24 protein-coding genes are annotated in these 22,896 nt (G+C 34.0%); 11 read left to right on the top strand and 13 right to left on the bottom strand.

Annotation, left to right across the window (positions count from 1 at the left end; genetic code table 11):
• Nucleotides 1–430: 430 nt before the first annotated feature.
• The 4 genes from ACFHWD_RS15995 to proC all read left to right on the top strand — a co-directional run bounded on the left by ACFHWD_RS15995 (nucleotide 431) and on the right by proC (nucleotide 5,172).
• On the top strand, nucleotides 431–991 hold the full coding sequence (locus ACFHWD_RS15995; RefSeq protein ID WP_150358558.1) for a helix-turn-helix domain-containing protein: 561 nt from the start codon (nucleotides 431–433) through the stop codon (nucleotides 989–991).
• Nucleotides 992–1,015: 24 nt separating this feature from the next.
• Nucleotides 1,016–1,918 (top strand): trans-4-hydroxy-L-proline dehydratase activase, encoded by a 903-nt coding sequence (locus ACFHWD_RS15990; protein WP_378062667.1) that lies wholly within the window; start codon nucleotides 1,016–1,018, stop codon nucleotides 1,916–1,918.
• 6 nt (nucleotides 1,919–1,924) lie between these two features.
• Nucleotides 1,925–4,303, top strand: coding sequence for a trans-4-hydroxy-L-proline dehydratase (gene hypD, locus ACFHWD_RS15985; RefSeq protein ID WP_378062666.1), 2,379 nt, complete (start codon nucleotides 1,925–1,927; stop codon nucleotides 4,301–4,303).
• Nucleotides 4,304–4,365: 62 nt separating this feature from the next.
• The gene (gene proC / locus ACFHWD_RS15980) at nucleotides 4,366–5,172 is read left to right on the top strand and encodes a pyrroline-5-carboxylate reductase (protein WP_378062665.1); all 807 of its coding nucleotides are present in this window, start codon (nucleotides 4,366–4,368) and stop codon (nucleotides 5,170–5,172) included.
• An 85-nt stretch (nucleotides 5,173–5,257) separates the two neighbouring features.
• Here the strand turns inward: proC and ACFHWD_RS15975 are convergent, their stop codons facing one another.
• From ACFHWD_RS15975 to ACFHWD_RS15960, 4 genes are all read right to left on the bottom strand, one after another.
• Nucleotides 5,258–6,232 carry a D-2-hydroxyacid dehydrogenase gene (locus tag ACFHWD_RS15975; RefSeq protein ID WP_150358562.1) on the bottom strand — a complete coding sequence of 325 codons (975 nt, stop codon included), beginning with the start codon at nucleotides 6,230–6,232 and terminating at the stop codon, nucleotides 5,258–5,260.
• A gap of 272 nt (nucleotides 6,233–6,504) precedes the next feature.
• A complete protein-coding gene (locus tag ACFHWD_RS15970; RefSeq protein WP_179978624.1) occupies nucleotides 6,505–6,993 on the bottom strand; it encodes a DUF6803 family protein in 489 nt (162 codons plus the stop codon).
• A gap of 138 nt (nucleotides 6,994–7,131) precedes the next feature.
• Entirely contained in the window at nucleotides 7,132–7,959 is an 828-nt protein-coding gene (locus tag ACFHWD_RS15965; RefSeq protein WP_229981404.1) for an alpha/beta hydrolase, read from the bottom strand.
• Nucleotides 7,960–7,981: 22 nt separating this feature from the next.
• Nucleotides 7,982–8,509 (bottom strand): 2'-5' RNA ligase family protein, encoded by a 528-nt coding sequence (locus tag ACFHWD_RS15960; protein WP_229981403.1) that lies wholly within the window; start codon nucleotides 8,507–8,509, stop codon nucleotides 7,982–7,984.
• A gap of 172 nt (nucleotides 8,510–8,681) precedes the next feature.
• Here ACFHWD_RS15960 and ACFHWD_RS15955 point away from each other — a divergent pair, with 172 nt between their 5' ends.
• Nucleotides 8,682–9,065, top strand: a complete 384-nt coding sequence (locus tag ACFHWD_RS15955) for a DUF1523 family protein (RefSeq protein ID WP_179978621.1) — start codon at nucleotides 8,682–8,684, stop codon at nucleotides 9,063–9,065.
• Here the strand turns inward: ACFHWD_RS15955 and ACFHWD_RS15950 are convergent.
• The 3 genes from ACFHWD_RS15950 to ACFHWD_RS15940 all read right to left on the bottom strand — a co-directional run bounded on the left by ACFHWD_RS15950 (nucleotide 9,024) and on the right by ACFHWD_RS15940 (nucleotide 10,970).
• On the bottom strand, nucleotides 9,024–9,221 hold the full coding sequence (locus tag ACFHWD_RS15950; RefSeq protein ID WP_229981421.1) for an ATP-binding cassette domain-containing protein: 198 nt from the start codon (nucleotides 9,219–9,221) through the stop codon (nucleotides 9,024–9,026). The genes ACFHWD_RS15955 and ACFHWD_RS15950 overlap by 42 nt on opposite strands.
• Before the next feature lie 279 nt (nucleotides 9,222–9,500).
• Nucleotides 9,501–10,286 (bottom strand): N-formylglutamate amidohydrolase, encoded by a 786-nt coding sequence (locus ACFHWD_RS15945; RefSeq protein ID WP_150358567.1) that lies wholly within the window; start codon nucleotides 10,284–10,286, stop codon nucleotides 9,501–9,503.
• Nucleotides 10,287–10,370: 84 nt separating this feature from the next.
• Nucleotides 10,371–10,970 (bottom strand): tyrosine-type recombinase/integrase, encoded by a 600-nt coding sequence (locus tag ACFHWD_RS15940; RefSeq protein WP_150358568.1) that lies wholly within the window; start codon nucleotides 10,968–10,970, stop codon nucleotides 10,371–10,373.
• 312 nt (nucleotides 10,971–11,282) lie between these two features.
• On the opposite strand from ACFHWD_RS15940, the gene ACFHWD_RS15935 reads away from it, so the two are divergent.
• Nucleotides 11,283–12,431: a methyl-accepting chemotaxis protein gene (locus ACFHWD_RS15935; protein WP_378062664.1), complete on the top strand. Its 1,149-nt coding sequence runs from the start codon at nucleotides 11,283–11,285 to the stop codon at nucleotides 12,429–12,431.
• A 76-nt stretch (nucleotides 12,432–12,507) separates the two neighbouring features.
• On the opposite strand, the gene ACFHWD_RS15930 is transcribed toward ACFHWD_RS15935, so the two are convergent.
• From ACFHWD_RS15930 to ACFHWD_RS15920, 3 genes are all read right to left on the bottom strand, one after another.
• The gene (locus ACFHWD_RS15930; RefSeq protein WP_229981401.1) at nucleotides 12,508–13,032 is read right to left on the bottom strand and encodes an FmdE family protein; all 525 of its coding nucleotides are present in this window, start codon (nucleotides 13,030–13,032) and stop codon (nucleotides 12,508–12,510) included.
• Nucleotides 13,033–13,295: 263 nt separating this feature from the next.
• Nucleotides 13,296–13,709 (bottom strand): hypothetical protein, encoded by a 414-nt coding sequence (locus ACFHWD_RS15925; RefSeq protein WP_229981400.1) that lies wholly within the window; start codon nucleotides 13,707–13,709, stop codon nucleotides 13,296–13,298.
• A gap of 35 nt (nucleotides 13,710–13,744) precedes the next feature.
• Nucleotides 13,745–15,268 (bottom strand): sulfite exporter TauE/SafE family protein, encoded by a 1,524-nt coding sequence (locus ACFHWD_RS15920; protein ID WP_229981399.1) that lies wholly within the window; start codon nucleotides 15,266–15,268, stop codon nucleotides 13,745–13,747.
• Nucleotides 15,269–15,493: 225 nt separating this feature from the next.
• On the opposite strand from ACFHWD_RS15920, the gene ACFHWD_RS15915 reads away from it, so the two are divergent.
• Complete coding sequence (locus ACFHWD_RS15915) at nucleotides 15,494–16,885, top strand: cell wall metabolism sensor histidine kinase WalK (protein ID WP_229981398.1); 1,392 nt, start codon at nucleotides 15,494–15,496, stop codon at nucleotides 16,883–16,885.
• Nucleotides 16,878–17,570, top strand: coding sequence for a response regulator transcription factor (locus ACFHWD_RS15910; RefSeq protein WP_229981397.1), 693 nt, complete (start codon nucleotides 16,878–16,880; stop codon nucleotides 17,568–17,570). Before ACFHWD_RS15915 ends, ACFHWD_RS15910 begins: the two co-directional genes overlap by 8 nt.
• A 62-nt stretch (nucleotides 17,571–17,632) precedes the next feature.
• Here the strand turns inward: ACFHWD_RS15910 and ACFHWD_RS15905 are convergent, their stop codons facing one another.
• Nucleotides 17,633–17,923, bottom strand: coding sequence for a hypothetical protein (locus tag ACFHWD_RS15905; protein ID WP_229981396.1), 291 nt, complete (start codon nucleotides 17,921–17,923; stop codon nucleotides 17,633–17,635).
• A gap of 923 nt (nucleotides 17,924–18,846) precedes the next feature.
• Between ACFHWD_RS15905 and ACFHWD_RS15900 the strand changes: the two genes are divergently transcribed.
• Complete coding sequence (locus ACFHWD_RS15900) at nucleotides 18,847–19,398, top strand: hypothetical protein (protein ID WP_150357112.1); 552 nt, start codon at nucleotides 18,847–18,849, stop codon at nucleotides 19,396–19,398.
• A gap of 60 nt (nucleotides 19,399–19,458) precedes the next feature.
• On the opposite strand, the gene ACFHWD_RS15895 is transcribed toward ACFHWD_RS15900, so the two are convergent.
• Nucleotides 19,459–20,076, bottom strand: a complete 618-nt coding sequence (locus ACFHWD_RS15895) for a hypothetical protein (RefSeq protein WP_229981395.1) — start codon at nucleotides 20,074–20,076, stop codon at nucleotides 19,459–19,461.
• A gap of 124 nt (nucleotides 20,077–20,200) precedes the next feature.
• On the opposite strand from ACFHWD_RS15895, the gene ACFHWD_RS15890 reads away from it, so the two are divergent.
• On the top strand, nucleotides 20,201–20,416 hold the full coding sequence (locus ACFHWD_RS15890; protein ID WP_150357114.1) for a hypothetical protein: 216 nt from the start codon (nucleotides 20,201–20,203) through the stop codon (nucleotides 20,414–20,416).
• A 153-nt stretch (nucleotides 20,417–20,569) separates the two neighbouring features.
• Here the strand turns inward: ACFHWD_RS15890 and ACFHWD_RS15885 are convergent, their stop codons facing one another.
• Complete coding sequence (locus ACFHWD_RS15885; RefSeq protein ID WP_378062663.1) at nucleotides 20,570–22,315, bottom strand: ABC transporter ATP-binding protein; 1,746 nt, start codon at nucleotides 22,313–22,315, stop codon at nucleotides 20,570–20,572.
• Nucleotides 22,316–22,574: 259 nt separating this feature from the next.
• On the opposite strand from ACFHWD_RS15885, the gene ACFHWD_RS15880 reads away from it, so the two are divergent.
• Nucleotides 22,575–22,850: a helix-turn-helix transcriptional regulator gene (locus ACFHWD_RS15880; protein WP_150357116.1), complete on the top strand. Its 276-nt coding sequence runs from the start codon at nucleotides 22,575–22,577 to the stop codon at nucleotides 22,848–22,850.
• Nucleotides 22,851–22,896 lie beyond the last annotated feature (46 nt).

Genomic DNA, 22,896 nt, shown 5'->3' with positions numbered 1-22,896 from the left:
AATCCACCTTATTCCAAAAAGTGCCGACACATTCATAAAAACTAAGTCCCACAATCCGATTTTGTTTTTCATTTTTGTCCTCCTTTGATACATGTGTATTTCACAATATTTATAATAATTTATATTAAATACCAAAACTTTATTTAAAAGTAGCTTGCAAGCAATAATTCATTTCATACCATTTATGCAGTTAACAGTATATCACCTGAAAACGTTTCTGTAAATACTTTTTTCTATATATCTGAAATAAATTTCATTTATACAAAAATTATATAGTAAATTTTTATTTTTTAAAATTTTTTTATATATATAAAAAAAATTTTTCATCTATTCAAAAATTACTATGTACAAAAATTTTTTTGTATAATATAATGATATTAGAAATTGTTAAACAATCTACAATTTTAATATAAAAATGGAGTGACTTAATTTGAATTTAGATATTGGCGAAAAAATAAAGGAATTGAGAACTAAAAATAATTTAACTTTAAACGATTTAAGTTCAAGAACCAACTTATCCATTGGCTATTTATCCCAATTGGAAAGAGGCTTAACAAGCGTGGCTATTGACACATTGGACAATATTGCTAAAGCTTTAGGAGTTACAATATACTATTTCCTGAGCAAGCCTAAAAACAAGAAAAATTTTATTCTGAGAAGTTATGAAAGAGAGGTACTGGAGGTAGAAAACAATCGAATCATACAGATTCAATTGACAAACGATATAGAGGGGAAAAATTTACTTCCAAGAATTTTTGAAATACTTCCAAGCAGCAGCGATGAAGAAATAACTTCATATCCGCATATTGGCGAAGAATTTGTATACGTACTGGAGGGAATTTTAACCTTATTGATCGATAAAGAAAGATATGAATTATTTCCCGGAGACAGCGCTCATTACAGCTCAAATCGCGAACATAACTGGACAAATAATACCAACAGAATCGTAAAAATATTGACAGTTCATACCCCAAACCTTTTTAAAAAATAATTATCAAATTAGGAGGTGAATTACTTGACATCAGGTACTATTTTCAATATACAGAAATATTCCATTCACGACGGCCCTGGAATTCGTACTACGGTCTTTTTCAAGGGATGTCCTTTAAAATGCTGGTGGTGCCACAACCCTGAAAGTCAAAACACAAATCATGAAATAATGTTTTTTGAAGAACGATGTACTGTTTGTGGTAAGTGTATTAAAAAATGTCCTCAGAATGCAATTAAAATAAATAACAATTTTCCCGAAATCGATAAATTCAAATGCACTCTATGTGAAAAATGTGTAGATTTTTGTCCAAATAAAGCCAGAGAACATGTTGGCAGAAATATTACATCAAACGAGCTTATAAAGGAAATTGTAAAAGATGAAGTTTTTTATGAACAATCCGGTGGAGGCGTTACTTTTTCTGGAGGAGAACCACTTATGCAGGTGGATTTTCTGGATGATATACTCAAAAGATGCAAAGACAGGGGAATTCATACTGCAGTAGATACCAGCGGCTATGCGCCATGGAAAAGTTTTGAAAGAATAGCTTCAAAAGTCGACTTATTCCTATATGACATAAAGATTATGGATAACGAAAAACATAAAAAATATATTGGAGCTGAAAACGATATTATACTCAAAAACATTGAAAATCTTTCCAATATGGGATGTAATATATATCTTCGAATGCCTATAATAAAGGAAATCAACGATGATAATGACCATATAGAAAAAACAATAAAACTACTATCAATCATAAATGTAGAACAGGTAAACCTGCTGCCCTATCACAAGATAGGAATGGATAAATACAGAAGACTAAAAATGAATTACAAATTATCCGGCATGGAGAAACCTTCTGACGAAAGGATGGAGGAAATAAGCCAAAAATTTAAGAAAGCTGGAATAAAAATCAAAATAGGAGGTTGATTGATTATGATGACTGAAAGAGTAAAAAAACTCAGACAAGAAAGTTTGAATGCTGTGCCAAGGATCTCTATGGAAAGAGCTCAAATTGAAAGTGACGTTTATAAAAAGTATGAAGGGAAAGTATCCATACCAGTACTCAGAGCTCTAGTCTTAAAAGAACTAATGAGTAAAAAGAAGCTCTGCATCAATAAAGGCGAATTAATAGTTGGAGAAAGAGGAGAAGCGCCAGCAGCCACTTATACCTATCCTGAACTGTGCTGCCATACCTTAAAGGATTTTGATATAATGAATATACGTGAAAAAATATCTTTTAAGGTAAATGAGGAAGACAAAAAGATTCAAAAGGATACCATAATTCCATATTGGGAAAAAAGATCCATGAGACATAAAATTTTAGACAGCATGACCGATGAATGGAAGGACTGCTATGCTGCAGGAATGTTCACTGAATTTATGGAACAGAGAGGTCCTGGGCATACTGCGGGAGATGACAAAATATATAAAAAGGGATTTCTGGATTTTAAAAATGACATCAATAGAGCCATAAATAATCTCGATTTCTTCAATGATGACGAAGCATTGGACAAGAAAAACCAGCTGGAGGCTATGAGCATAGCTTGTGATGCAATAATGATTCTGGGTCAGCGTTATTCTGAATATGCTGCAAAACTGGCAGAGGAAGAAAAAGATCCCCTGAGGAAACAGGAGCTTCTTGAAATTTCAAAGGTATGTCAGCATGTACCTGCCAATGCCCCCAGGACATTCTGGGAAGCTTTGCAGATGTACTGGTTTGTGCACCTATGTGTTATATCTGAACTGAATCCCTGGGATGCATACAACCCTGGAAGATTGGATCAGCATTTAAATCCATTTTACGAAAAAGGTCTTGAAGAAGGAACCTTGACCAGAGAAAGTGCAAAAGAGCTGCTGGAATGCTTCTGGGTAAAATTCAACAATCAGCCGGCACCTCCAAAAGTGGGTGTAACCTTAAAGGAAAGTGGGACCTACACAGATTTTGCAAATATAAATGTAGGAGGAGTAACAGTAGATGGTAAAAGCGGCGTAAATGATGTAAGTTATCTTTTACTGGATGTAATAGATGAAATGCGACTTCTTCAACCAAGTTCAAACGTTCAGATAAGTAAAAAAAGCCCCCAGAAATTTGTAAAAAGAGCTTGTGAAATTTCCAGAAAAGGCTGGGGACAGCCATCTATGTTCAATGCAGATGCCGTTACCCAGGAACTTGTAAGGGCAGGAAAATCAATAGAAGATGCCAGATGCGGCGGTACAAGCGGTTGTGTTGAGGCAGGTGCCTTCGGTAAAGAAGCATATATTCTTACGGGATATCTGAATCTGCCTAAAATATTTCAGATAACATTAAACAACGGCACTGATATAACTACAGGTAAAAAACTTGGAATAGAAACTGGAGATGTAACCACCTTCAAGACCTACGATGAGTTGTTCAATGCTTTTAAAAAACAGCTTAAATATTTTGTAGATGTAAAAGTCCAGGGAAACAGGGTAATTGAAAAACTATATGCTTCCCTGATGCCCGTACCGTTCCTTTCCATAATAACCAGCGACTGTATTTCAAAGGGTAAGGATTATAATGCAGGAGGAGCCAGATACAATACCAGCTATATTCAGGGCGTTGGAATAGGAACAATTTCAGATAGCTTGATAGCCATAAAATATCAGGTATTTGACAAAAGTAATATAACCATGAGTGAGCTTATGAATGCAACAAAGGATAATTTTGAAGGTCATGAGGATATATTGAACCTTGTAAAAAATAAGACTCCTAAATACGGCAATGACGATGATTATGCCGATACCGTAATGAAACAGATATTTGATGCCTTCTACAATGAAGTAAATGGCAGAAAAAATGGACGGGGTGGATTCTATAGAATAGATATGCTTCCAACTACATGTCATATTTATTTTGGAGCAGTTATGGGTGCAACTCCAAATGGAAGAAAGGCATATGCTCCAGTTTCAGAAGGTATCTCACCTGAAAAAGGTGCAGACACAAACGGTCCTACAGCAGTAATAAAATCGGCTTCTAAAATGGATCACTTGAGAACCGGCGGAACTCTGTTAAATCAAAAATTCAATCCAAGTGCAGTTGAAGGCGACACAGGCTTAAACAATCTGGCAAGCCTTGTAAGATCTTATTTTACTCTGGATGGACATCACATACAATTCAATGTGATAAGCAGGGAAACACTTTTAGCAGCTCAAAAAAATCCTGACGAGTACAAGGATCTTATTGTACGTGTTGCAGGTTACAGCGATTATTTCAATAATCTTGATAAGGTACTGCAAAATGAAATAATTCAAAGAACAGAACAATCCTTTGATGGATGTTCCTGCTGCTGATTTGCCACAACAGATTACAGATAGGATATACAAAAAATTTTAATTTACGAGGGAGGAACATTATGAATAAAATAATAGGTTTTATAGGATGTGGAAACATGGGTCAGGCAATGATTGGGGGAATAACTAAAGCAAAACTTGTAGCCCCCAAAAATATAATTGTAGGAGATCTAAATGAAAAAAGTTTGGAAAAAGCAGCTGAGAAATATGGAATCAAAACCACCACGGATAACAATGAAGTAGCTGAAAATGCGGATATTTTGGTATTATCCGTAAAGCCAAATCTATATCCCATAGTTATCAAGGGAATAAAGGACCATGTTAAAGAAAATGTCACAATAGTGACAATTGCCGCAGGTAAAAATATAAAGGGCACAGAAGAAATGTTTGGTCGAAAATTAAAGATTGTCAGGGTTATGCCAAATACACCAGCTCTTGTGGGAGAAGGGATGGCTGCAATATGCCCCAATGACAAAGTGACTAAAGAGGAAACAGAAGAGGTACTTCATATATTTGAGAGCTTTGGAAAAGGAGAAATAGTAAATGAGAAGTTGATGGACGTAGTAACTTCCGTAAGCGGTTCTTCACCTGCTTTTGTATACATGTTTATTGAAGCCATGGCAGATGCTGCTGTACTGGATGGAATGCCAAGAAACCAGGCATATAAATTTGCTGCACAGGCAGTACTCGGTTCTGCAAAAATGGTACTTGATACTGGAAAACACCCTGGTGCTCTAAAAGATATGGTATGTTCCCCTGGCGGAACTACCATAGAAGGAGTAGCTGCGCTTGAAGAAAAAGGATTCAGAAATGCAGTTATTTCAGCAGTGAGAAAGACAACTCAAAAATCAATTGAATTATCCAAGTGATACATTCTCAAAGAATATCAAAGAGGAGTGTAGGTTTTTCAATCTACACTCCTCTTTGATATAAATTTGAACTCGTAAATAAATGCTAATTATTCACCACATTCACAGGTGTTCCCTCCAAGAACTGTCTTAGATTATCTGCCGCAATATTCATGAGTCTCTGCCTTGTTTCTCTAGCAGCCCAGGAAATATGAGGAGTAATTATGCAATTTTCCTCTTTTAAAAGAGGACTGTCTTTTCTTACAGGTTCCTGTGACATAACATCCAGTGCTGCTCCTCTAATTTTTCCACTGTTCAGCCCATCGGCTAAATCCTCATCCACAATCAAAGGTCCACGGGCATTATTTATTATTATGACTCCGTCTTTCATTTTGCTTATGGACTGTCTGTTGATTATTCCTCTGGTGTCATCAGTGAGAGGACAGTGCAAAAAAATAACATCCGACTTCCCAAATACATCCTCCAATGTGCCATATTTCATATTGTCATTCTCCAGATTTTTATTTTGATGCCTGTTATAAGCTATTACCTTCATTCCCATGGATTGAACTATTTTAGAAGTTGCACGACCTATTCTTCCATATCCTATAATTCCAGCCGTTTTATTGTCCAGTTCAATTAATGGTTTTTTCCAGAAACACCATTCCCCTATTCTGTTCCACTCTCCGTTTTTTATGGCCTCATTGTGAATCCACACATGATTCGTCAGTTCCAACAGCAGTGCCACAGCCATCTGAGCCACGGATTGAGTGCTGTAATTAGGAATGTTTGTAACCGTAATACCAAGTTTTCTAGCAGCATCCACATCTACTACATTATATCCCGTAGCCAATATTCCTAAAAATTTTAATTTAGGACAATTTTTAAATACATTTTCAGACAAGGGTGTTTTATTGGTAAAAACAATTTCTGCATCTCCTATTCTTTCAATTATCAAATCATCCCTGCTGCCATCATATACGGTCCTGTCGTAAACAGTCAAATCCCCAAACCTCTTCAAAGGCTCCCAGGTCAAATCCCCCGGATTCAATACATATCCATCTAATACAACAATTTTCACATATACCACTCCTACCAATAATCTTTAACTGTAAGCTGTTCAACTTTCATCATATTTCTATTATATTTTACTTTTTTCATTATACCATATATCTTTACACAGAAAATTTTTTACATAAGATGGATAAACAGATTTCTAAGCATCAGATGGAGTTTTGACTCCACCTGATGCTTAGAAATCGTTATCCAGGGACGTAGCTGCTCTTTACTCCCACTTAGAGAAGTGGAAGTATTAGAGCAGGTAGTCATCGGATAAAATGCTACTTATATTTTTTACATCTTTGGCATTCCCTTCATAGTACCTATAATTTCAGGATTTACCATGCCAAAAATCATTGCAACATGGGCAACTATTAAAAATCCACCCACTAAAATAAAGTGAATTTTAAGTCTCTCTTCACTTCTTTTATTTTTAAATATTATACCTAATTCCATAAGTGCTATTGGCAGTAAAAATATTACACCACTTAAATAAAATCCTACTGCAACTACATCCACCCAGGTATGCCATCCGCCTCCGCCCGTAAGCGGTATCACCGCATTTATAAATAAGTAGATAAATATTCCTGTAAAATAGAAGCCATCAAAAATCCCCACAATTTTGTTTAAAGTTCTTATCCAGCCTGATTCAATTCTATTGTATATTATAAAAAATTCCGTAATAGTGAGAGCTTCAGCACATATTACCGGCACAGCCATAAAAATAATCAGATTCCAGGGCTGATTGTCCATAAGCAGGGACATGTAGTGTGTCATATTCATGATTACAACCTCCAATAATTTTTAATATCGATACAAAGAGATTGTATCAAAAAGTTATGGAGATCTTATGAAAATGTATTGGCTTTTTCAGTTTTATGAAAAAAGCCCGCCTTTTTAAAAACAGGCGGACTTTTTTCTCTATATCCTCTTCTCAATCCAGGAGTGAATGTCCTCTATGACAACATCTTTTTCATCTTTTTCATTTAGAATCTCATGATAGCATCCAGGATATATTTTCAGATTTTTATCCTCGGAAGATATATTTTTATAAAACCATTTTGATGCTTCATTTGTCACTATCTGGTCATTGCCTCCATGAAGTATAAGACAAGGATATTTATATTTTTTTACATTATTTTCAATCCAGACCGGACCCTTTACAAAAGCTTCACCCAGGAGTTTGACGTTGCTCTCCTTCAGCACAAGAGGATCCTCGTCATAAGCCTTTACAACTTCCGGATCCCTGCATATTAGATTCGAAAGGACATTTGGTACTTTCTGGAAGGGATTCTTATCAAAATCAATGCTATTTTTGATAGATTTAAAAGCAGGTAGATCTATTACTGCAGCCCCTGAAAGTATTTGCCCATTCAGTTTATCCGGATACTTCATTCCATAACCGGCAGTTATAAATCCTCCCATGCTATGACCAAACATAAATACCGGAATGCCCTCATTTTCCTTTTTGGCCATATTTACAAATAAATCAGCATCATCAAAAAAATACTGGAAATTTTCTACATAACCCCTCTCACCGCCGGATTTACCATGACCTCTGTTATCAAATCTATACACATTATAGCCAAAATCATTTAGTTTTTCGGTAAAATAATTATAACGTCCCAGATGTTCGCATAATCCATGAACAACTACCAATACAGCTTTTGGTCTTTCAACCAGGCTTTTTTTATAAAATAATTCAACATCGTCAAAAGTTTTAACTTTTCCACCAACACAATTAGTCATACAAATACCTCCAATAATTTTTTTAAACAAACTCATATTTTCTGAGCAGTACCCATGTATTGACCTCCCAGTGATAAAGAGATATATTGTCAAAGTATTCATTGAAATCACAAGGGTATTTACATACATACTTCCATATATCTTTAAAATTATCCTTTATTTTTTTAGAAACTATTGTACAGTGAAATACTTTATTTTTTCCTTCATTGCTTTTAAATTTCATCCACGGTATTTTCTCCAGTTGAGATATAAGATCATCATGAACTTTTTTTGCCTCAGGTGACATTTCCACGGCCATGTAGATTACATCTTCCCTAAATTTTCCGTAACCTTTCAATTTTATGGGTGTTTTGCGGTTATCTGCGGAAAACCTTTCAAGTACATTCTCCGCCTCCTCAATTTTATCAGTTTCAAAAGGCGCCTTTATTGTAAAATGTGCAGGCAGTTTAGTTCGTTTTTTATTAAATTTGTAACAGACGCTGCTGGTTAGCTTTTCATGAAATTTTAGCGCTGCACCTCCTATGGCACACACAATAACATATCTTTCCATTCATTACCATCCCCTATTTCACTCTATATTTAATGCTGTCAATTAATTCAAAATCTTTCTACATCAAAAAACCTATCTGTTCTAAAATATTGTCACAGATAGTTTAACATAATATGGAACAAAAAAGAATATTAATAAAGTATAATCTATTTATTAATATCGAGGAACTCTCATGAGAAGAAAACATTTTTATAATTTTAGATCTCATAAATCCTTAAAATTTAAAATTAAAATAATAGTAATCGGAATAATTGCTGCAGCTGGTGTATATATACTGTTCCCCCATTTCTTCAGAAATACCTATATAGTAACAATCGCCAGTAAACAAGTAAAAAAGCAAAACAGCAGTACTTATTACTTAATTTATACACAAATGGAAAATGGGGACACAAGAGTATTTAATAATACCAATAGTCTGCTGGAACTGAAATTTGACTCTGAAGATATATACGGCGGACTGAGAATTAACAGAAAATATGAAATCAGTGCTTACGGGTTTAGAATACCACTGTTGTCATCTTATGAGAATATCGTAAAAACCAGGGCCATAAAATAAAAGCAGCCTCCTTGGATATATGGTTATATAATTTGCAGAAGGTTCGGTTACCTTTTTCCCATCTATGGATATATTTCCTGAAGAAGGCTTGTCAAATCCAGCTGTCAAATTCAAAAGAGTTGATTTCCCGCAGCCGCTGGGACCTAAAAGGCATATGAATTCTCCTTTTTTATACTTAAATTTACACTGTGAAGTGCTTCAAATCCCTTCTCATTTTTATTTCCATATATTTTGGACACAGAGTTGACTTCTATAAACACTTTTACTCACCTTCCCGTCCAGGAACAATGCCCCATGTTTTTCCTACCCATTTTTCAAAAATAACAATTAATTTATCCAGCAGAAGTCCCAGAATCCCTATAAATATTATTCCTGCCAGCAGCAGATCTGAATTTTTTTTGTCAATAAAAGCACTAAAAAATCACCTTATGTAATTTAAGCCAATTCATCACAGCCTTTTTTTATCTTCAAAAATGCCCCATGCAATCGCATTTTTGCATCATTAAACAGTTTATAATCTACATTTTGAATCTCTTCTTCACCAAAATACCTGTTTTCTATATATGCAGTATACCTTATTTCAATCTGTACAGCCTGTACATGATCGATAGAACCGTAGTGAGCTGTAATATATCCTCCTCTGAGCCCCTTTTCATCAACTTTTACATTGAATCCACTGTCTAAGAAAGAAACATATACCATGTTTAAAAAATCTGCGGAACAGGTTTTTCCTTCACGGGTACCAATTATTATATCCGCTCTGGACTGCTCATAAAAACTGTGCAGGTCAAACAGATATACCCTGCCTTTCACTCTTAAAATTTTATTTATTTCCTCATAAAGACTTAGATGATAGGGTTTGTATATTTTTTCTATCCTATCCTCTATGGTACTTTTATCAAGCTCTCTGTTGTAAATTTTTCTATTAAATGTGGTATTGTAATAAATAAGAGATTTTGTATATTCATCATGTATGTATTTATTTTTAATATCCCTGTTTACATCTACTACATATCTGCTGTAATTAGCTGAAACAGAGTTTATATCCAATTCTCCTAGAAAATCATACAGTTCATTTAAAAACCAGTCGTTATTGGCAAGTATTACACTCTTTTTCATGTTTTTTTTCATTTCCGAAGTTATGCTGCTTGAGCTGTGAGGTATACTGGCTATAATACTGCAGGGATTATCAACATCTTTTATTGTAACTGAATTCACCATATATCTCCTCCCGTAAATAATTATAATACAATATATCACATTATTTCAACAAATACATTAAAGACTCTAGAACACGCCTTCCAGCTAAACCATTTCGCTTTTTTCTTTAAGTTTTAAATACATCTTCTCCTGCTGCTTCGTGGTAAATTGAAAATAAATTTCTGTATTTGAAACAGATTTATGCCCAAGCCACCATTGGAGCTCTTTGATATCCATATCTGATTCAGCCAGGTGGACAGCTGTAGTATGTTTAATGGAGTGGAAATGACATTTAGAACTATCATCTATATGAGCAATACTGCAGTATTTTTTTGTCAAATAATCAAGGGTATGCCTGGAAATAGGATTTCCCTTCTGACTTTTAAATATACTTTCAGAACTATTTCTTATATTATACTTTCTTATATATTTATCCAATGCAAATTTTGCATTGGAATCCAAACGTATTGTGTTGTTTCTGCTTCCTTTCAGTCTTTTACAATAAAGTTCTCCTTTTGACATATTATAATCATCCAATTTTATCATCGCTATTTCAGATGCACGCAGTCCGCATCTATAGGCTACCCTGAAAATTGCCAGATCCCTGCAAGAATGTTTACTTCTAGAATTTTCAATTGCAATAAAAATCTTTTTCATCTCTTGCTGTGTAAAGTATTTTATTTTTCTATTAACTTGTTTTCTCATAAATACCTCCATATGGATAATGCTACATAATAAATATTTTGTTGAATTTATTATATCATAAATTCTCCAAAAATGTATTTTTTATTGATATATATGTAGAAAAATAGTATAGTAGAAACTATTGATTTAATTTAATAATATTTTTATAAATAAATATTACAAATATTTTTAATTAATAGTATAATAGGAATTTAAATGAGCGATAATATAACAAAATATTTATTATGTACTAAATAACCATTATAATATATTAAATTTAATATTAAAAATACATCAAAACAACATCACAATTAGAGAGGAGAAAATTATATTATGATTTCAGTTAATGCATTAGAAGATTTAAAAAGATTATCAGAAGCCCAAGCTGACTTAGTACCGAGAGGAGTTGTATATGGAATTACAAAAGAAGATACCATGGAATGGGTTAAATATTCCAAGTCCTTAAATATGGATGTATTCCACGTAGGTAAAAAATTAAGCAAAAACAGTACAACCAGTATAGCCCTTCAAGAAAAGAGGATATTAACCCAAGAAATTCCACGTTCTGTTTATGGTACAAGATTAGAAATAATTTCAATTCCGATTGTAGATGAAACTGATAAAGCTGTAGGTGCATTTTCCATGGCTTTCCCCAGATTACATCCAGTAGCTGTAGCTTTTGACGGTTTTGCACCGGTATTGGCTCAGATGTTCCCGGAAGGTGCCTTTTTATGCTTGACGGATTTAGAACAGTTTGTAAAAGTTCAATCTTCGCAAAAATTTAATATACCCTCTATAAAAGCTGGAGAAAAATTTGAAAATAATTTTTTAAGCAGTGAAGTCATAAAAACAGGAAAACAGCAGGAGAAAGAATTGGATGCTTCAATTTATGGAATTCCTGTAAGAAATGTAAGTTTTCCATTACTCGACAAAGACACCAGTGAAGTTGTTGGAACATTCTCCATAATAACTCCAAAGGAAGCAGCTGTAAATTTAAGAGATATGTCAAGCAATCTTACAGAAAATATTACGGGAATATCTTCTGCAATTGAGGAGTTAGCAGCATCTGCGTCTCAAATTCACACCAATGAACAGGAACTTCACAACAGTATCAATGAAATAACGAAACTGTCAGAAGACATAAATGAGGTAACTTCTTTCATAGCTAATATTGCCGATGCCACAAAAATGTTGGGATTAAATGCTGCAATTGAAGCCGCCAGAGCAGGACAAGCAGGAAGCGGCTTTGGCGTGGTAGCAAATGAAATCAGGAAATTGTCAGATCAAGCTAAGAGTACAGTTCCTAAAATAAAGAAATTAACAGGCAATATTGAAGAAAAAGTTAATATATCCAGCGAGAAAAGCAAGGGTTCCCTGTCTTCCAGCCAGGAGCAGGCTGCTGCTACACAGGAGATTACAGCAAGCATAGAAGAAATAACCACTATGTCTGAAAGGTTAACTGAAATTGCTCACCAACTTTAAACAGTCATCTACAAAAAACTACCTTCCCGACAATTTACTTGTTTCAAAGGTAGTTTCTTCTATATTTAAATTAATTTTACCATCCCCTTGAATATTCATGAAAACAGTCAAGGCAAACTTTTTTACCATTTTCCAATCTTATTTTATTTTCAGATACCCCTTCGCCGCATTTTTCACAGGTTACAGTCTTAAATATTCTTGCAGCTTCAGGTATCTTAAAATGTGGTTTTTTAATACAAAAAATATCTTCTATTGGAGCTTTCAAAATATATCTTTGTCTCTCCTCTTTATTCATCTTGACTTTTGAAGGTTTTGACACAATCCTCACATTGTCTCCATTTTGTCTATTAAAAAACGAAAAGGCCATTTTTCCAGTTCCTCTGTATATGAGATTTCCCTTGCCAAAAGTACATCCCGTTATAACCTGTACTGCATCAACTGCACAAGAATCGTTTTCACAAACGCATACTATTTCTTCATCGTGAGAAAATTCTATGTTCATTTCTTTTACAACTGCCTCACAGACCCTAAAACCTATAGCTAACCCTGGACACTCGTGTCCGTGGAAAACCACACATCTATTCCATAAATTTTCATTCATTATTGATTCACCTTCCTTTATTTAATTATACTTCATAAAATAAAATATCCCAAAAGACTCTGTAAAATAAATCAAATCTCTTGGTGATACTGGAAAAATAACTAGAACTATTCAATTATTAACCCTAAACTCTAAAAGACCTTCCAGCAAGATAATTGCCGAAGGCCTTCTTCTATTTGTTTTTCTAAAATTCAGGTACGAAGGGGCATTCCTCTTAGGCAAACTCCATATGATCCTAAGAATCACTCACTTGATATTTATTCTCATACCTGGTGCATCATATGGTGCATAAGCGCCATTTTAACTACCCTGCTCAAATACTGCCTAGCATCATCAATTGACATATTACAGCATATCAGTGTATTTATTATATCTGGATGGTGACGTTCAAACATACTTATAATTTCCTGAGTATCTGAATTTATTTTTTCCTCCATATCTGATTCTGACATACCCTCCATCATTTCTGGCATCTGCTGATTTGTATCCGGAGCCTGCTGAATAGGTTGTACCGTTGTTGCGCCTCCGCCACTGTCAATTCTATTCTCTTCATATTCACCGTTTCTAAACATAGACCTGTATTTTCTTCCTTTTAAAGCACCTCTCATCCCATTGTTAATTCTGCAATAGCAACACATTGGCATAATTCCCATATCTGAACGTATATATGGATACATAAAAACCTCCAATAAAATTTTATTATAATAGTATACTATGCAAAAGAATTAACTAAAGGTGCATGCTCGATTGCATAAATATATTTTTCAGTTTTTCGAACCAATCGAGCGGTTTCAACCTTACTCAAATCCGTACTATAAATACTTGGAGCTTTAGTCGTGGAATCTTCACCCTGTGCCCCATGCATACTGCAGCCAGGCATTCCACTGGATGGGGCAGGTATTGAAGAATCAGGCTTGGAAGTATCCACGGTGGAAATATCATCAACCACTTTAATCACTCCTCTTATCATGCCCATTTCACAGCTGAAATTTATATCTCCGCCCTTCGGTGTAAATTCAATTATATTTTCACCAGCCTGTAAGTTCCTTTGAATATTTAAGGAAGGTACAATAATTTGTCCATTACAGGAATTCAACGCTTTTCCATCAATTATCCACTTCACAGGTACATTTTTTTGAACATAAAGTCCATTGGGAGTATATCCTGAATCATCTGCTGTCATTTTGATTATCTGGACTCCATCTTTTAAGGTTGATTTTCCAGCAGAAGATTCTGCAGATGTCTTATTGCCGTATAAACCTGCAGCCAATGTAGACACCGTAGGTATGTTTACACCAGCTAGAGCCAATCCCCTGCTTCCCATCACTATGCCTAAAACTATTACCAATATCCCGCTGAATTTCAATAAAGTTTTTGTATATCCCCTGCTGAGTATGCCGGATACTGCACCAAATCCCAGCATCAGAGGAACAGTACCGAAAGAAAACATCAACATGGACAATGAACCCTTAAGTATACTCCCTGTTCCCAGTGCATATAACTGCATTGCCTGAAGAGGCCCGCAGGGCATGAGTCCGTTTAAAATTCCAACCCAAAATGGTGTTCTTGGTTTTTTCTTTATGGAGCAGGCAGACCAGGGCAGACTTATGTTAAATCTTCTAAATAAGCTATATCCACTCATATTGGATCCCATTATAATCATGAATATACCCGCAAATATTTGAAGGCCGGCCTTTATGGATATAGATAGTGAAAATACCGAACCAAGCCCTCCTACTATTCCGCCGAGTACGGTATAAGACGTCACTCTGCCTGCATTGTATAGAGCAGCAGGCTTAATAGAATCAAACTTACTTTTTCCACCCTTGTTTATACTCTGTGACAGTGCTATTCCGCCACACATACCTACGCAATGTATGGATGTGAGTATTCCAACCAGGAACAAGACAAAATATGTAGCGCCATTGAGCCTGGAGTTAATATCAATTCCACTGGATGAACTGCCAATCAATATAATCGCAGCTGCAATTACAAACATACCTGCTATTTTATACTTGTTTGAGCTTTCAGTACTGTATCCGGATACCCTTATGGCATCTTTAATATTTTCCAGGCTGCATAGATCAGGATTGTATTCTACAATTACAGATTCATCATTAAAACTGGCCAGAGCATTTCTTACACCATCTAACCTTTTAACCGCCTTTTCTACCCGCAGTTCACAGGATACACAGGTCATATCAAAGACTTTAATTTTCTCTTTTCTACTCTTCACACCTTCAATCCTCCCATAATTTTTATAATTTGGACAAAAATCAATTTAATTAAGTATATAAACTTCCTATGAAGATGTTATGAATCATCACTAAAGTCTTCATATAATCAACATAATAATTTGGTAAACTAATTTTGAGTTAACGGTGAATACTAAAATTGTAAATACATCAAATTATCTGTAAAATATAATTAGGTCATTATTATATCCTTGGGAGTGATATTTTTGCAAAGCATTCGAAAGAGATTGAGTATTACAATTATTTTCTGCTCAATTATTTCAGTTATATTACTGGCACTGTATGTAAAATTCACAGTAAACAGTACTTTTAATAAATATATGATGGACACTCAGAAAAGCAGAAACAACAGAATTGTGGACTATTTTCAACAGGTATACAAAAGAGACAAAAAATGGACTATAAATTCTGGAGAAGAGATAATGCACGAAGCTTATATGAGTAATTACTGCCTGACCCTTTTAGACTCCAATAAAAATACCATCTGGGGTATGGATTCCAACGATATAAAAGAAAAATCCCACAAGATGATGCAAAACGTCTATAACAACAAGGGGATTTACACATCAAATTCCTTTAAGATCAAGTATAATGGAAAAATTGTAGGCTATGTAGTAATAGGACAATATTCTCCAATTTTACTGACACAGCAGGATATAGATTTCAAAATGTCTATAAACAGAGATATTATTATAAGCGTTATAGCGGCCATAATTATCGCTGTCATAATAAGCATAATAATATCAAAACAATTTTCATCCCCTATTAAATCCGTATCCGATACTTCTGTTAAACTTTCCAGGGGAATGTACGATTCCACTTCAAATGTAAAAACTAATATAAAAGAACTAAACAATCTGACTAAAAGTATAAATGCCCTGGGTAAAATATTAAAGGAGCAGGAGCTCCTCAGGAAAAGACTTGTTTCAGATATCTCCCACGAAATAAGAACTCCCCTGAATATTCTACAAAATAATCTGGAGGCAATGATTGACGGAATATTTCCTGTAACTGAAGAACGCTTGAATTATTTGAATCAGGAGGTCATAAGATTTGGCAAGCTGCTAAATAATTTAAATATTTTAAAACAATTTGAAGATGAAAAATCAGACCTTAATATGATGGAGATCATATCTCTGGATAAACTTGTTACTTCCATAAGCAGCAAGCTTTCCATCGATTTTAAAAAGAAAAATATCAATTTTTCTCTAAATATAGAAAAAAACAAAAAATTTGAGATACTGGGAAATGAAGACGAATTGAAACAAGTTTTTATAAATTTATTCTCCAATGCCATTAAATTCACCCCGTCTGGAGGAAGCGTATGGGTTGATCTTTATACAAATGCCAGTAAAATTATAGTTAAAATCAGAGATAACGGCATAGGCATAAAGAAGGAGGATCTCCCCTACATTTTCGAAAGATTGTACAGGGCAGACAAGAGCCGCCGTAAAACAGAGGGAAGTGGCATAGGATTGACTATTGTAAAAAAAATACTCACTCTCCATTCCGCTGTAATTGATGTCAAAAGCACTTTTGGCAAAGGAACGTCATTTATTTTATATTTTAACAAGAACAAGGAGAATAATAATGAATAATATTTTAATAATTGAAGATGAAATAAAGGTATCGGAAGTAATTAAAGCCTACCTTGAAAGAGCAGGTTATAGAGTTTATTGTTCTACTAGAGGCTATGACGGAATCAAGCTGTTCAATAAGATAAATTTTCAACTTGTCATATTGGACTTGATGCTGCCGGATATAGACGGAGAAGAAATATGTAAAATTATAAGAGAAGTATCGGACGTACACATATTTATGCTCACTGCAAAAGCAGAATTAAGTGATAAGATCAAAGGGCTTACCCTGGGAGCGGATGAATACCTCACCAAGCCCTTGAGTCCAAGAGAGCTCACTGCAAGAGTAAATGCATTATTTAGAAGAATAAATTCTGACAAAACAACAATACTTTCTTATGACGGCGGAAAACTTAAAATTGACAATGAAAGAAGAAATGTTCAGGTAAAAGGAAAATATGTAGTTCTCACCCCAAATGAATTCGATATTCTATATGCTCTTGCTTTGAATAACGGCAAAGTTCTATCCAGGGAACAGCTCATAAGAAATGTATATGGTATAGATTTTGAAGGTTCCGACAGAACTATAGATGCCCATATCAAGAACTTGAGAAAAAAAATAGAATACAACAGTAAAGAGCCAAAATATATACTCACTGTGGTAAAGATAGGCTATAAATTCGGCGCTGTGAAAGATCCAGAATGATATGAAAATGAGCATAGATTCTAACCCTTGTATGAACCTATGCTCCCCTGCCTTATCTAGATTTAATTACTGATCTTTTTTACATTTACATTTTTATCATTTTCCATATCATCACAGCACTTATTCTTTTTAGAATGCATAAACATCATTGGTATCATTAAGATCATCATTATAGGACATATAAACGGAGCTGCTGCTGCAAGCATAATTTTGAACCTTGGCGCTAATCCTAAAAATGGCAGAGATGATAGTAACACTACCGGTATAGCACAGCAAACAACCATCATAATCATGTGACCTATTCCACTGTGGCCGCTTTTATTGTTCATATTATTACTTCCATGACAATTCATAATAAATACTCCTCACTTATATTATTTATTTAGATAATACAATATTGTTATGGAGATATTATGAAGGGAAAAATGAATTTGTTTATATACTCTTTACAAAATCAAAACCACCAATTAGCCCATTTACATAGAACTAATTGGTGGTCAAGCAACTCCTAACCCATATAAACACTCTGATTCTACTTGAATATCCGTCACCCTTTTCTAATTGTTTTTTATAACGTAAAATCTATTATATTTACTTAAATCAATTACAATTCTCTACAGACATATAAATTTGATTGACAACTAATCTTTCTTAAACATACTATTCTCCATATCTGTATCTTAAACATTTTCAAATAACAATTTTCAAATCATACATCAAATCATCAATCTTTTATACTTCCTAAAACTCAATTAGGATCAATTATCTCTTACCCTGAACATTTTCATAATTAAAAACGTTCACCGTCCCCGATCTAGTAGATACCTCTTCAAGTTTACTTCCACCAAGCACATTTGCTTCCATATACTATTGAGTGTTCACTACCTGCTGTCCTAATCTCTTCCTTGTCTAAACCCTTTTTTCAATCTTAATTTATGAGTTAGAAGTGCTGAGAAGAAGTTTTTATCCTTCTTCTTAATTTTATTATATAGTAGGCCTATAATTATGTCAACTTACATTTCAAAATTTTTGAATAATTCTATCTACTATTTTATTATAAAACCCTCCTTTCTTATTTGTTAGTATATTTTTAGACTATACTTTTCGATATTTTTTATCTAAATTTTTATATAGTTTAAGAAAATATTAAGGAAACAGTTTTAAAATTATAACAAATGTATATAAATACATAAACACCAATAGATACAATTATAAATAGCCATGACAAGGGGCTTACAATACCTTGTACACTACATTATACAAAGGAAGTGTAATTATGTCCAATGACATTAGCTCTTTAATTCCATACTTATACAGCATAAACTCAAATAATCAAATTTTTCAAGATCCACTTTTAAGTTCAGATGACGATTCAGATAACACGGATGATTCAATTTCAAGTTTGGGACTGGATTCAATTCAACTTAGCCCTGAAGCATTGAGCACCTTAAATTCACTGCAGACTTCTAATACTAATAATATACTCAATTCCACCCTAGATAGTTTAGTAGAAAATAATACTATTACTCAGGAACAAGAAAATTCTATTAAAAATGCCATTTCATCATTAAATACTGCATCTTCAACTTATTCAAACACTAATTCACAATCTCCATTAGACAAACTTGTATCAAGCGGTATTATTACTCAAGATCAGGAAGACTCTATCAAAAGCGCTTTATTATCTTCCCGCAATGGGGAAATACAAAAACAAGCCAAATTAATATCTGAAAATCCCCTATTATCAAATAATCCTGAGCTATATTTAAATTCGGATTTGTATCAACAAAATAACGATTCTAATAGTTCAATTTTAAATGAATTATAACTATATAGAAATCTAAAACAATGACCTAGAATAGATTTTACGCTACTCTAGGCCTTAAAATTATTGTGTCGGCTGTGCTGGCTGTGTCATATTAGTTGTACTTTTCACAGGAGCCACAGTACTTTGCATATCAGTAATTTTCTTTTTCAATTCTCCGTTTTCCTGCTGTAGCTTGTCTCTTTCACTCTGGAGCTGTGAATTTTGAGTTTGAAGCTGCGATATTTGAGTTTGAGCCGCCGTCTGCCCAGCTGACTTTTTCTCTTCTGGACTTTTGAGTTCATATACTTTACTCTCTATCGCCCCGGAAACTATGGTTTTTACATTGTCATCCACTTCTATACCCAACTTTTGAAGTACACTATATACATAATCTTCAGCACTCTTTTTCCTCTGGTCCGCTGGAAGCTGTGAAGATATATTGAGCTGCTGAGCTTGCCCTACACCTATCTCCGCATAGTGTTCTATGATACTCAAAATATTCAGAAATTTATTACCCGGTACTATAGCTTTTGCAGCATCAGTATATTTTTTGACCTCCTGCAGGCCGGCATCAACCTTTTGTAATATCTCTCCAGTGTCAACACCCTTCCTCTTTAAAGCTGGCAGGAGTACCAATACTGTAGTTCCCACTCCAATGGCCAGCCCTATAACAACAAATAATATAGTTGTACTTGACATTTTTACATTCCCCCATTTTTTATAAAATTAAGTACAGATTCATCACTCTTGTTTTACATTATTTTCTAAAGGTTTTTTAGATTATTTTATAGAATTATTTTCTTTAATAAGTGGGGTGGTGGTTATGTTAAAAAGCTCTATAAATAAAGCTGTGAGTTCCGTGGTATCATCTGTTGAATTTGAAAAAGTATCCGATCTAACTAAAAAACAATTCACTAAAATTCTTTCAGAAGCAATTTATGAGGCCATAACTAATAAAGATTACATAAAAGAAATATATCAACAATTGCCTACGCAAATTCAACTCGAAATAAGAGCAAAATCTGATAAATTGATTTAATTTTCTGCTAGCTGCTCTTGAACTGGTACTTCATGAGCAACTTCTTTTTTATTCTTCATATATCTCGCCTCTTTTAAATTGTTTTGGATAAAGCCAAAACAATCATAGATGAAAATTTATGAAATTATTTTTGACGAATAAATGTTAAGGCCTTTATTCTCTTATATCCAACCCTTCAAACTGCATATTGTAGTAATACGCGTAAAGTCCTCCTTTTTGAAGAAGTTCACTGTGACTTCCCCTCTCCTTTATTCCTTCATCATCAATGACTATTATCTCATCGGCATTTCTTATCGTGCTGAGTCTGTGGGCAATAACTATAGTAGTCCTGTTTTTAGCCAGCTTTTCAAGGGATTTTTGTATAAAGCTTTCACTTTCATTGTCCAATGCAGAGGTAGCCTCATCCAATATAAGTATGGGAGGGTTCTCAAGAAACACCCTTGCAATTGAAATTCTCTGTTTCTGTCCTCCTGAAAGCCTGACCCCTCTTTCCCCTACATAGGTGTCATAGCCATTATCCAGGCTCATTATATAATCATGAATATTAGCTTCCTTGGCTGCCTCTATTATCTCCTCGTCAGATGCCTCCGGTTTTCCATATCTTATATTCTCCTTCAGGGTTCCAGAGAACAAATAGACGTCCTGCTGTACTATTCCAATGGAATTTCTCAACGATTCAAGAGTAACATCCCTCACATCTTTTCCATCTATCATTACAGAGCCTGATGAAACATCATAAAATCTTGGAAGAAGTGAACAAATTGTAGTTTTCCCTCCCCCTGAAGGTCCTACAAATGCAATCTTCCTGCCTGCTTTTATTTCCACATTTATATTTTTAAGTACCTGCTTTTTAGAATTGTAGCTGAAAGAAACATTTTTATATTCTATATTACCCTTTACATTTTCTAAAGGTACGGCATCTTTTTTATCCACTATTTCAGGTTCCACAGTTACAATATTTAAAAATCTCTTAAATCCGGCAAATCCCTTTTGAAACTGCTCTGCAAAATTTATCAGTATATCTATTGGATTTATAAATATGTTTATATAAAGAGCATATACGGCAAGATCTGGTATCGTCAAAGAACCATTGGCTATAAAAAATGCTCCTGTAACAAGTATCACCACATACAAAAGCCCTTCAAAAAAAGTATTTCCTGCTATAAATCTTCCCATAACTTTATAACTTTTTTCCCTTGAAATACGATATGCATTGTTGTTTCTGTCAAATTTATCTCTTTCAATATCTTCATTGGCAAAAGACTTTACAACCCTTATCCCAAGGAGGCTATCCTGAACAGAGGAATTTATATTGCCCATTTTTTTTCTGTTGTCAAAGAATATTTTCTGCATTTTTTTATTTTCATAGAATGAGAATACTACCATCACTACAGTCACTGCAAAAAGTATAAGTGTCATTTCAGCATTGATTAACATGAGTACTGCAAAAGAGCCTATTATTTTAATTGCCGAAATAAATACATTTTCCGGTCCATGATGGGCCAGTTCTGATATATCAAACAGATCCGATACAAGTATGGACATCATCTGACCTGTATTGTTTTCATCATAATAAGAAAAAGACATCTTCTGAAGATGATAAAATAAATCCTTTCTCATATTATTTTCCATTCTAGCTCCCATAATATGACCCCAGGAAGCAATAAAATACTGACAGAAATATTTAAGTATATACAGCGCAATCAGGGCTGTCCCAATATATAATATGGAATTAAGTATAACTATTTTATCCTTTACAAAAATATTCTTTGAAAGATAGCTTAAAATTAAAGGAAATGCCAAATCCACCAGCGATACTACAAGCGCACAGAGCATATCTGCATAAAAAAGAAATCTATAAGGCCTGTAATACTGTAAAAATTTTTTTAATATCTTCATAAAATCTGATGTCACTCCTTCTCCGTTTTATTAGTACAATTATAGGAACTGCCATATAAGCATCATTTGCTCATAATAATCAAATGATAATATTTTATTTATACAATGTCAAGATAGGATCAAAAGTATAAAGTGTAAATATTAAATGTCATCGCGAATAAACACCAATAATTTTGAATAAAACTGTTGAACATTTTATCGTTATATTGTAATATATAAATATAACGATATAAGAATATCTTTTGAAAGAGGTACAGCTATGAATAAAAATTTTAAAGATTACAATGAGAAAGCCGAAATCCTCAAAGTACTGGCACACCCTGTCAGACTCTGCATAGTCAAAGGGCTGCTGGAAAAGGGACAATGTAATGTAAGCTATATGCAGGATTGTCTCGAAATACCACAATCCACCCTGTCACAGCATATTCAGAAACTGAGGACAGCGGGAATCATAGAAGGCACCCGAAATGGACTTGAAATCAATTATAAAGTTTGCAACCCCATGGTAATCAAACTAATTCAAATTTTATTTTAATCTTTTGTGAAACTCAATTTAAAATATTATAGAAGGAGGAATTCTT

Origin of the sequence: Clostridium sp. MT-14, assembly GCF_042436595.1 — a bacterium.
In the GTDB taxonomy this organism is placed as follows: Bacteria; Bacillota; Clostridia; order Clostridiales; family Clostridiaceae; genus Clostridium_B; species Clostridium_B aromativorans.
This window is presented reverse-complemented; position numbering and strand designations above follow the sequence as displayed.

What these genes read in the sequence shown, in the direction of transcription:
- hypD (WP_378062666.1), top strand. Translation starts at nt 1,925, where the DNA reads ATGATGACTGAAAGAGTAAAAAAACTCAGACAAGAAAGTTTGAATGCT.
- proC (WP_378062665.1), top strand. Translation starts at nt 4,366, where the DNA reads ATGAATAAAATAATAGGTTTTATAGGATGTGGAAACATGGGTCAGGCA.
- ACFHWD_RS15970 (WP_179978624.1), bottom strand. Translation starts at nt 6,993, where the DNA reads ATGAATATGACACACTACATGTCCCTGCTTATGGACAATCAGCCCTGG.
- ACFHWD_RS15965 (WP_229981404.1), bottom strand. Translation starts at nt 7,959, where the DNA reads ATGACTAATTGTGTTGGTGGAAAAGTTAAAACTTTTGACGATGTTGAA.
- ACFHWD_RS15960 (WP_229981403.1), bottom strand. Translation starts at nt 8,509, where the DNA reads ATGGAAAGATATGTTATTGTGTGTGCCATAGGAGGTGCAGCGCTAAAA.
- ACFHWD_RS15955 (WP_179978621.1), top strand. Translation starts at nt 8,682, where the DNA reads ATGAGAAGAAAACATTTTTATAATTTTAGATCTCATAAATCCTTAAAA.
- ACFHWD_RS15945 (WP_150358567.1), bottom strand. Translation starts at nt 10,286, where the DNA reads ATGGTGAATTCAGTTACAATAAAAGATGTTGATAATCCCTGCAGTATT.
- ACFHWD_RS15940 (WP_150358568.1), bottom strand. Translation starts at nt 10,970, where the DNA reads ATGAGAAAACAAGTTAATAGAAAAATAAAATACTTTACACAGCAAGAG.
- ACFHWD_RS15935 (WP_378062664.1), top strand. Translation starts at nt 11,283, where the DNA reads ATGATTTCAGTTAATGCATTAGAAGATTTAAAAAGATTATCAGAAGCC.
- ACFHWD_RS15930 (WP_229981401.1), bottom strand. Translation starts at nt 13,032, where the DNA reads ATGAATGAAAATTTATGGAATAGATGTGTGGTTTTCCACGGACACGAG.
- ACFHWD_RS15925 (WP_229981400.1), bottom strand. Translation starts at nt 13,709, where the DNA reads ATGTATCCATATATACGTTCAGATATGGGAATTATGCCAATGTGTTGC.
- ACFHWD_RS15910 (WP_229981397.1), top strand. Translation starts at nt 16,878, where the DNA reads ATGAATAATATTTTAATAATTGAAGATGAAATAAAGGTATCGGAAGTA.
- ACFHWD_RS15905 (WP_229981396.1), bottom strand. Translation starts at nt 17,923, where the DNA reads ATGAATTGTCATGGAAGTAATAATATGAACAATAAAAGCGGCCACAGT.
- ACFHWD_RS15900 (WP_150357112.1), top strand. Translation starts at nt 18,847, where the DNA reads ATGTCCAATGACATTAGCTCTTTAATTCCATACTTATACAGCATAAAC.
- ACFHWD_RS15895 (WP_229981395.1), bottom strand. Translation starts at nt 20,076, where the DNA reads ATGTCAAGTACAACTATATTATTTGTTGTTATAGGGCTGGCCATTGGA.
- ACFHWD_RS15890 (WP_150357114.1), top strand. Translation starts at nt 20,201, where the DNA reads ATGTTAAAAAGCTCTATAAATAAAGCTGTGAGTTCCGTGGTATCATCT.
- ACFHWD_RS15885 (WP_378062663.1), bottom strand. Translation starts at nt 22,315, where the DNA reads ATGAAGATATTAAAAAAATTTTTACAGTATTACAGGCCTTATAGATTT.
- ACFHWD_RS15880 (WP_150357116.1), top strand. Translation starts at nt 22,575, where the DNA reads ATGAATAAAAATTTTAAAGATTACAATGAGAAAGCCGAAATCCTCAAA.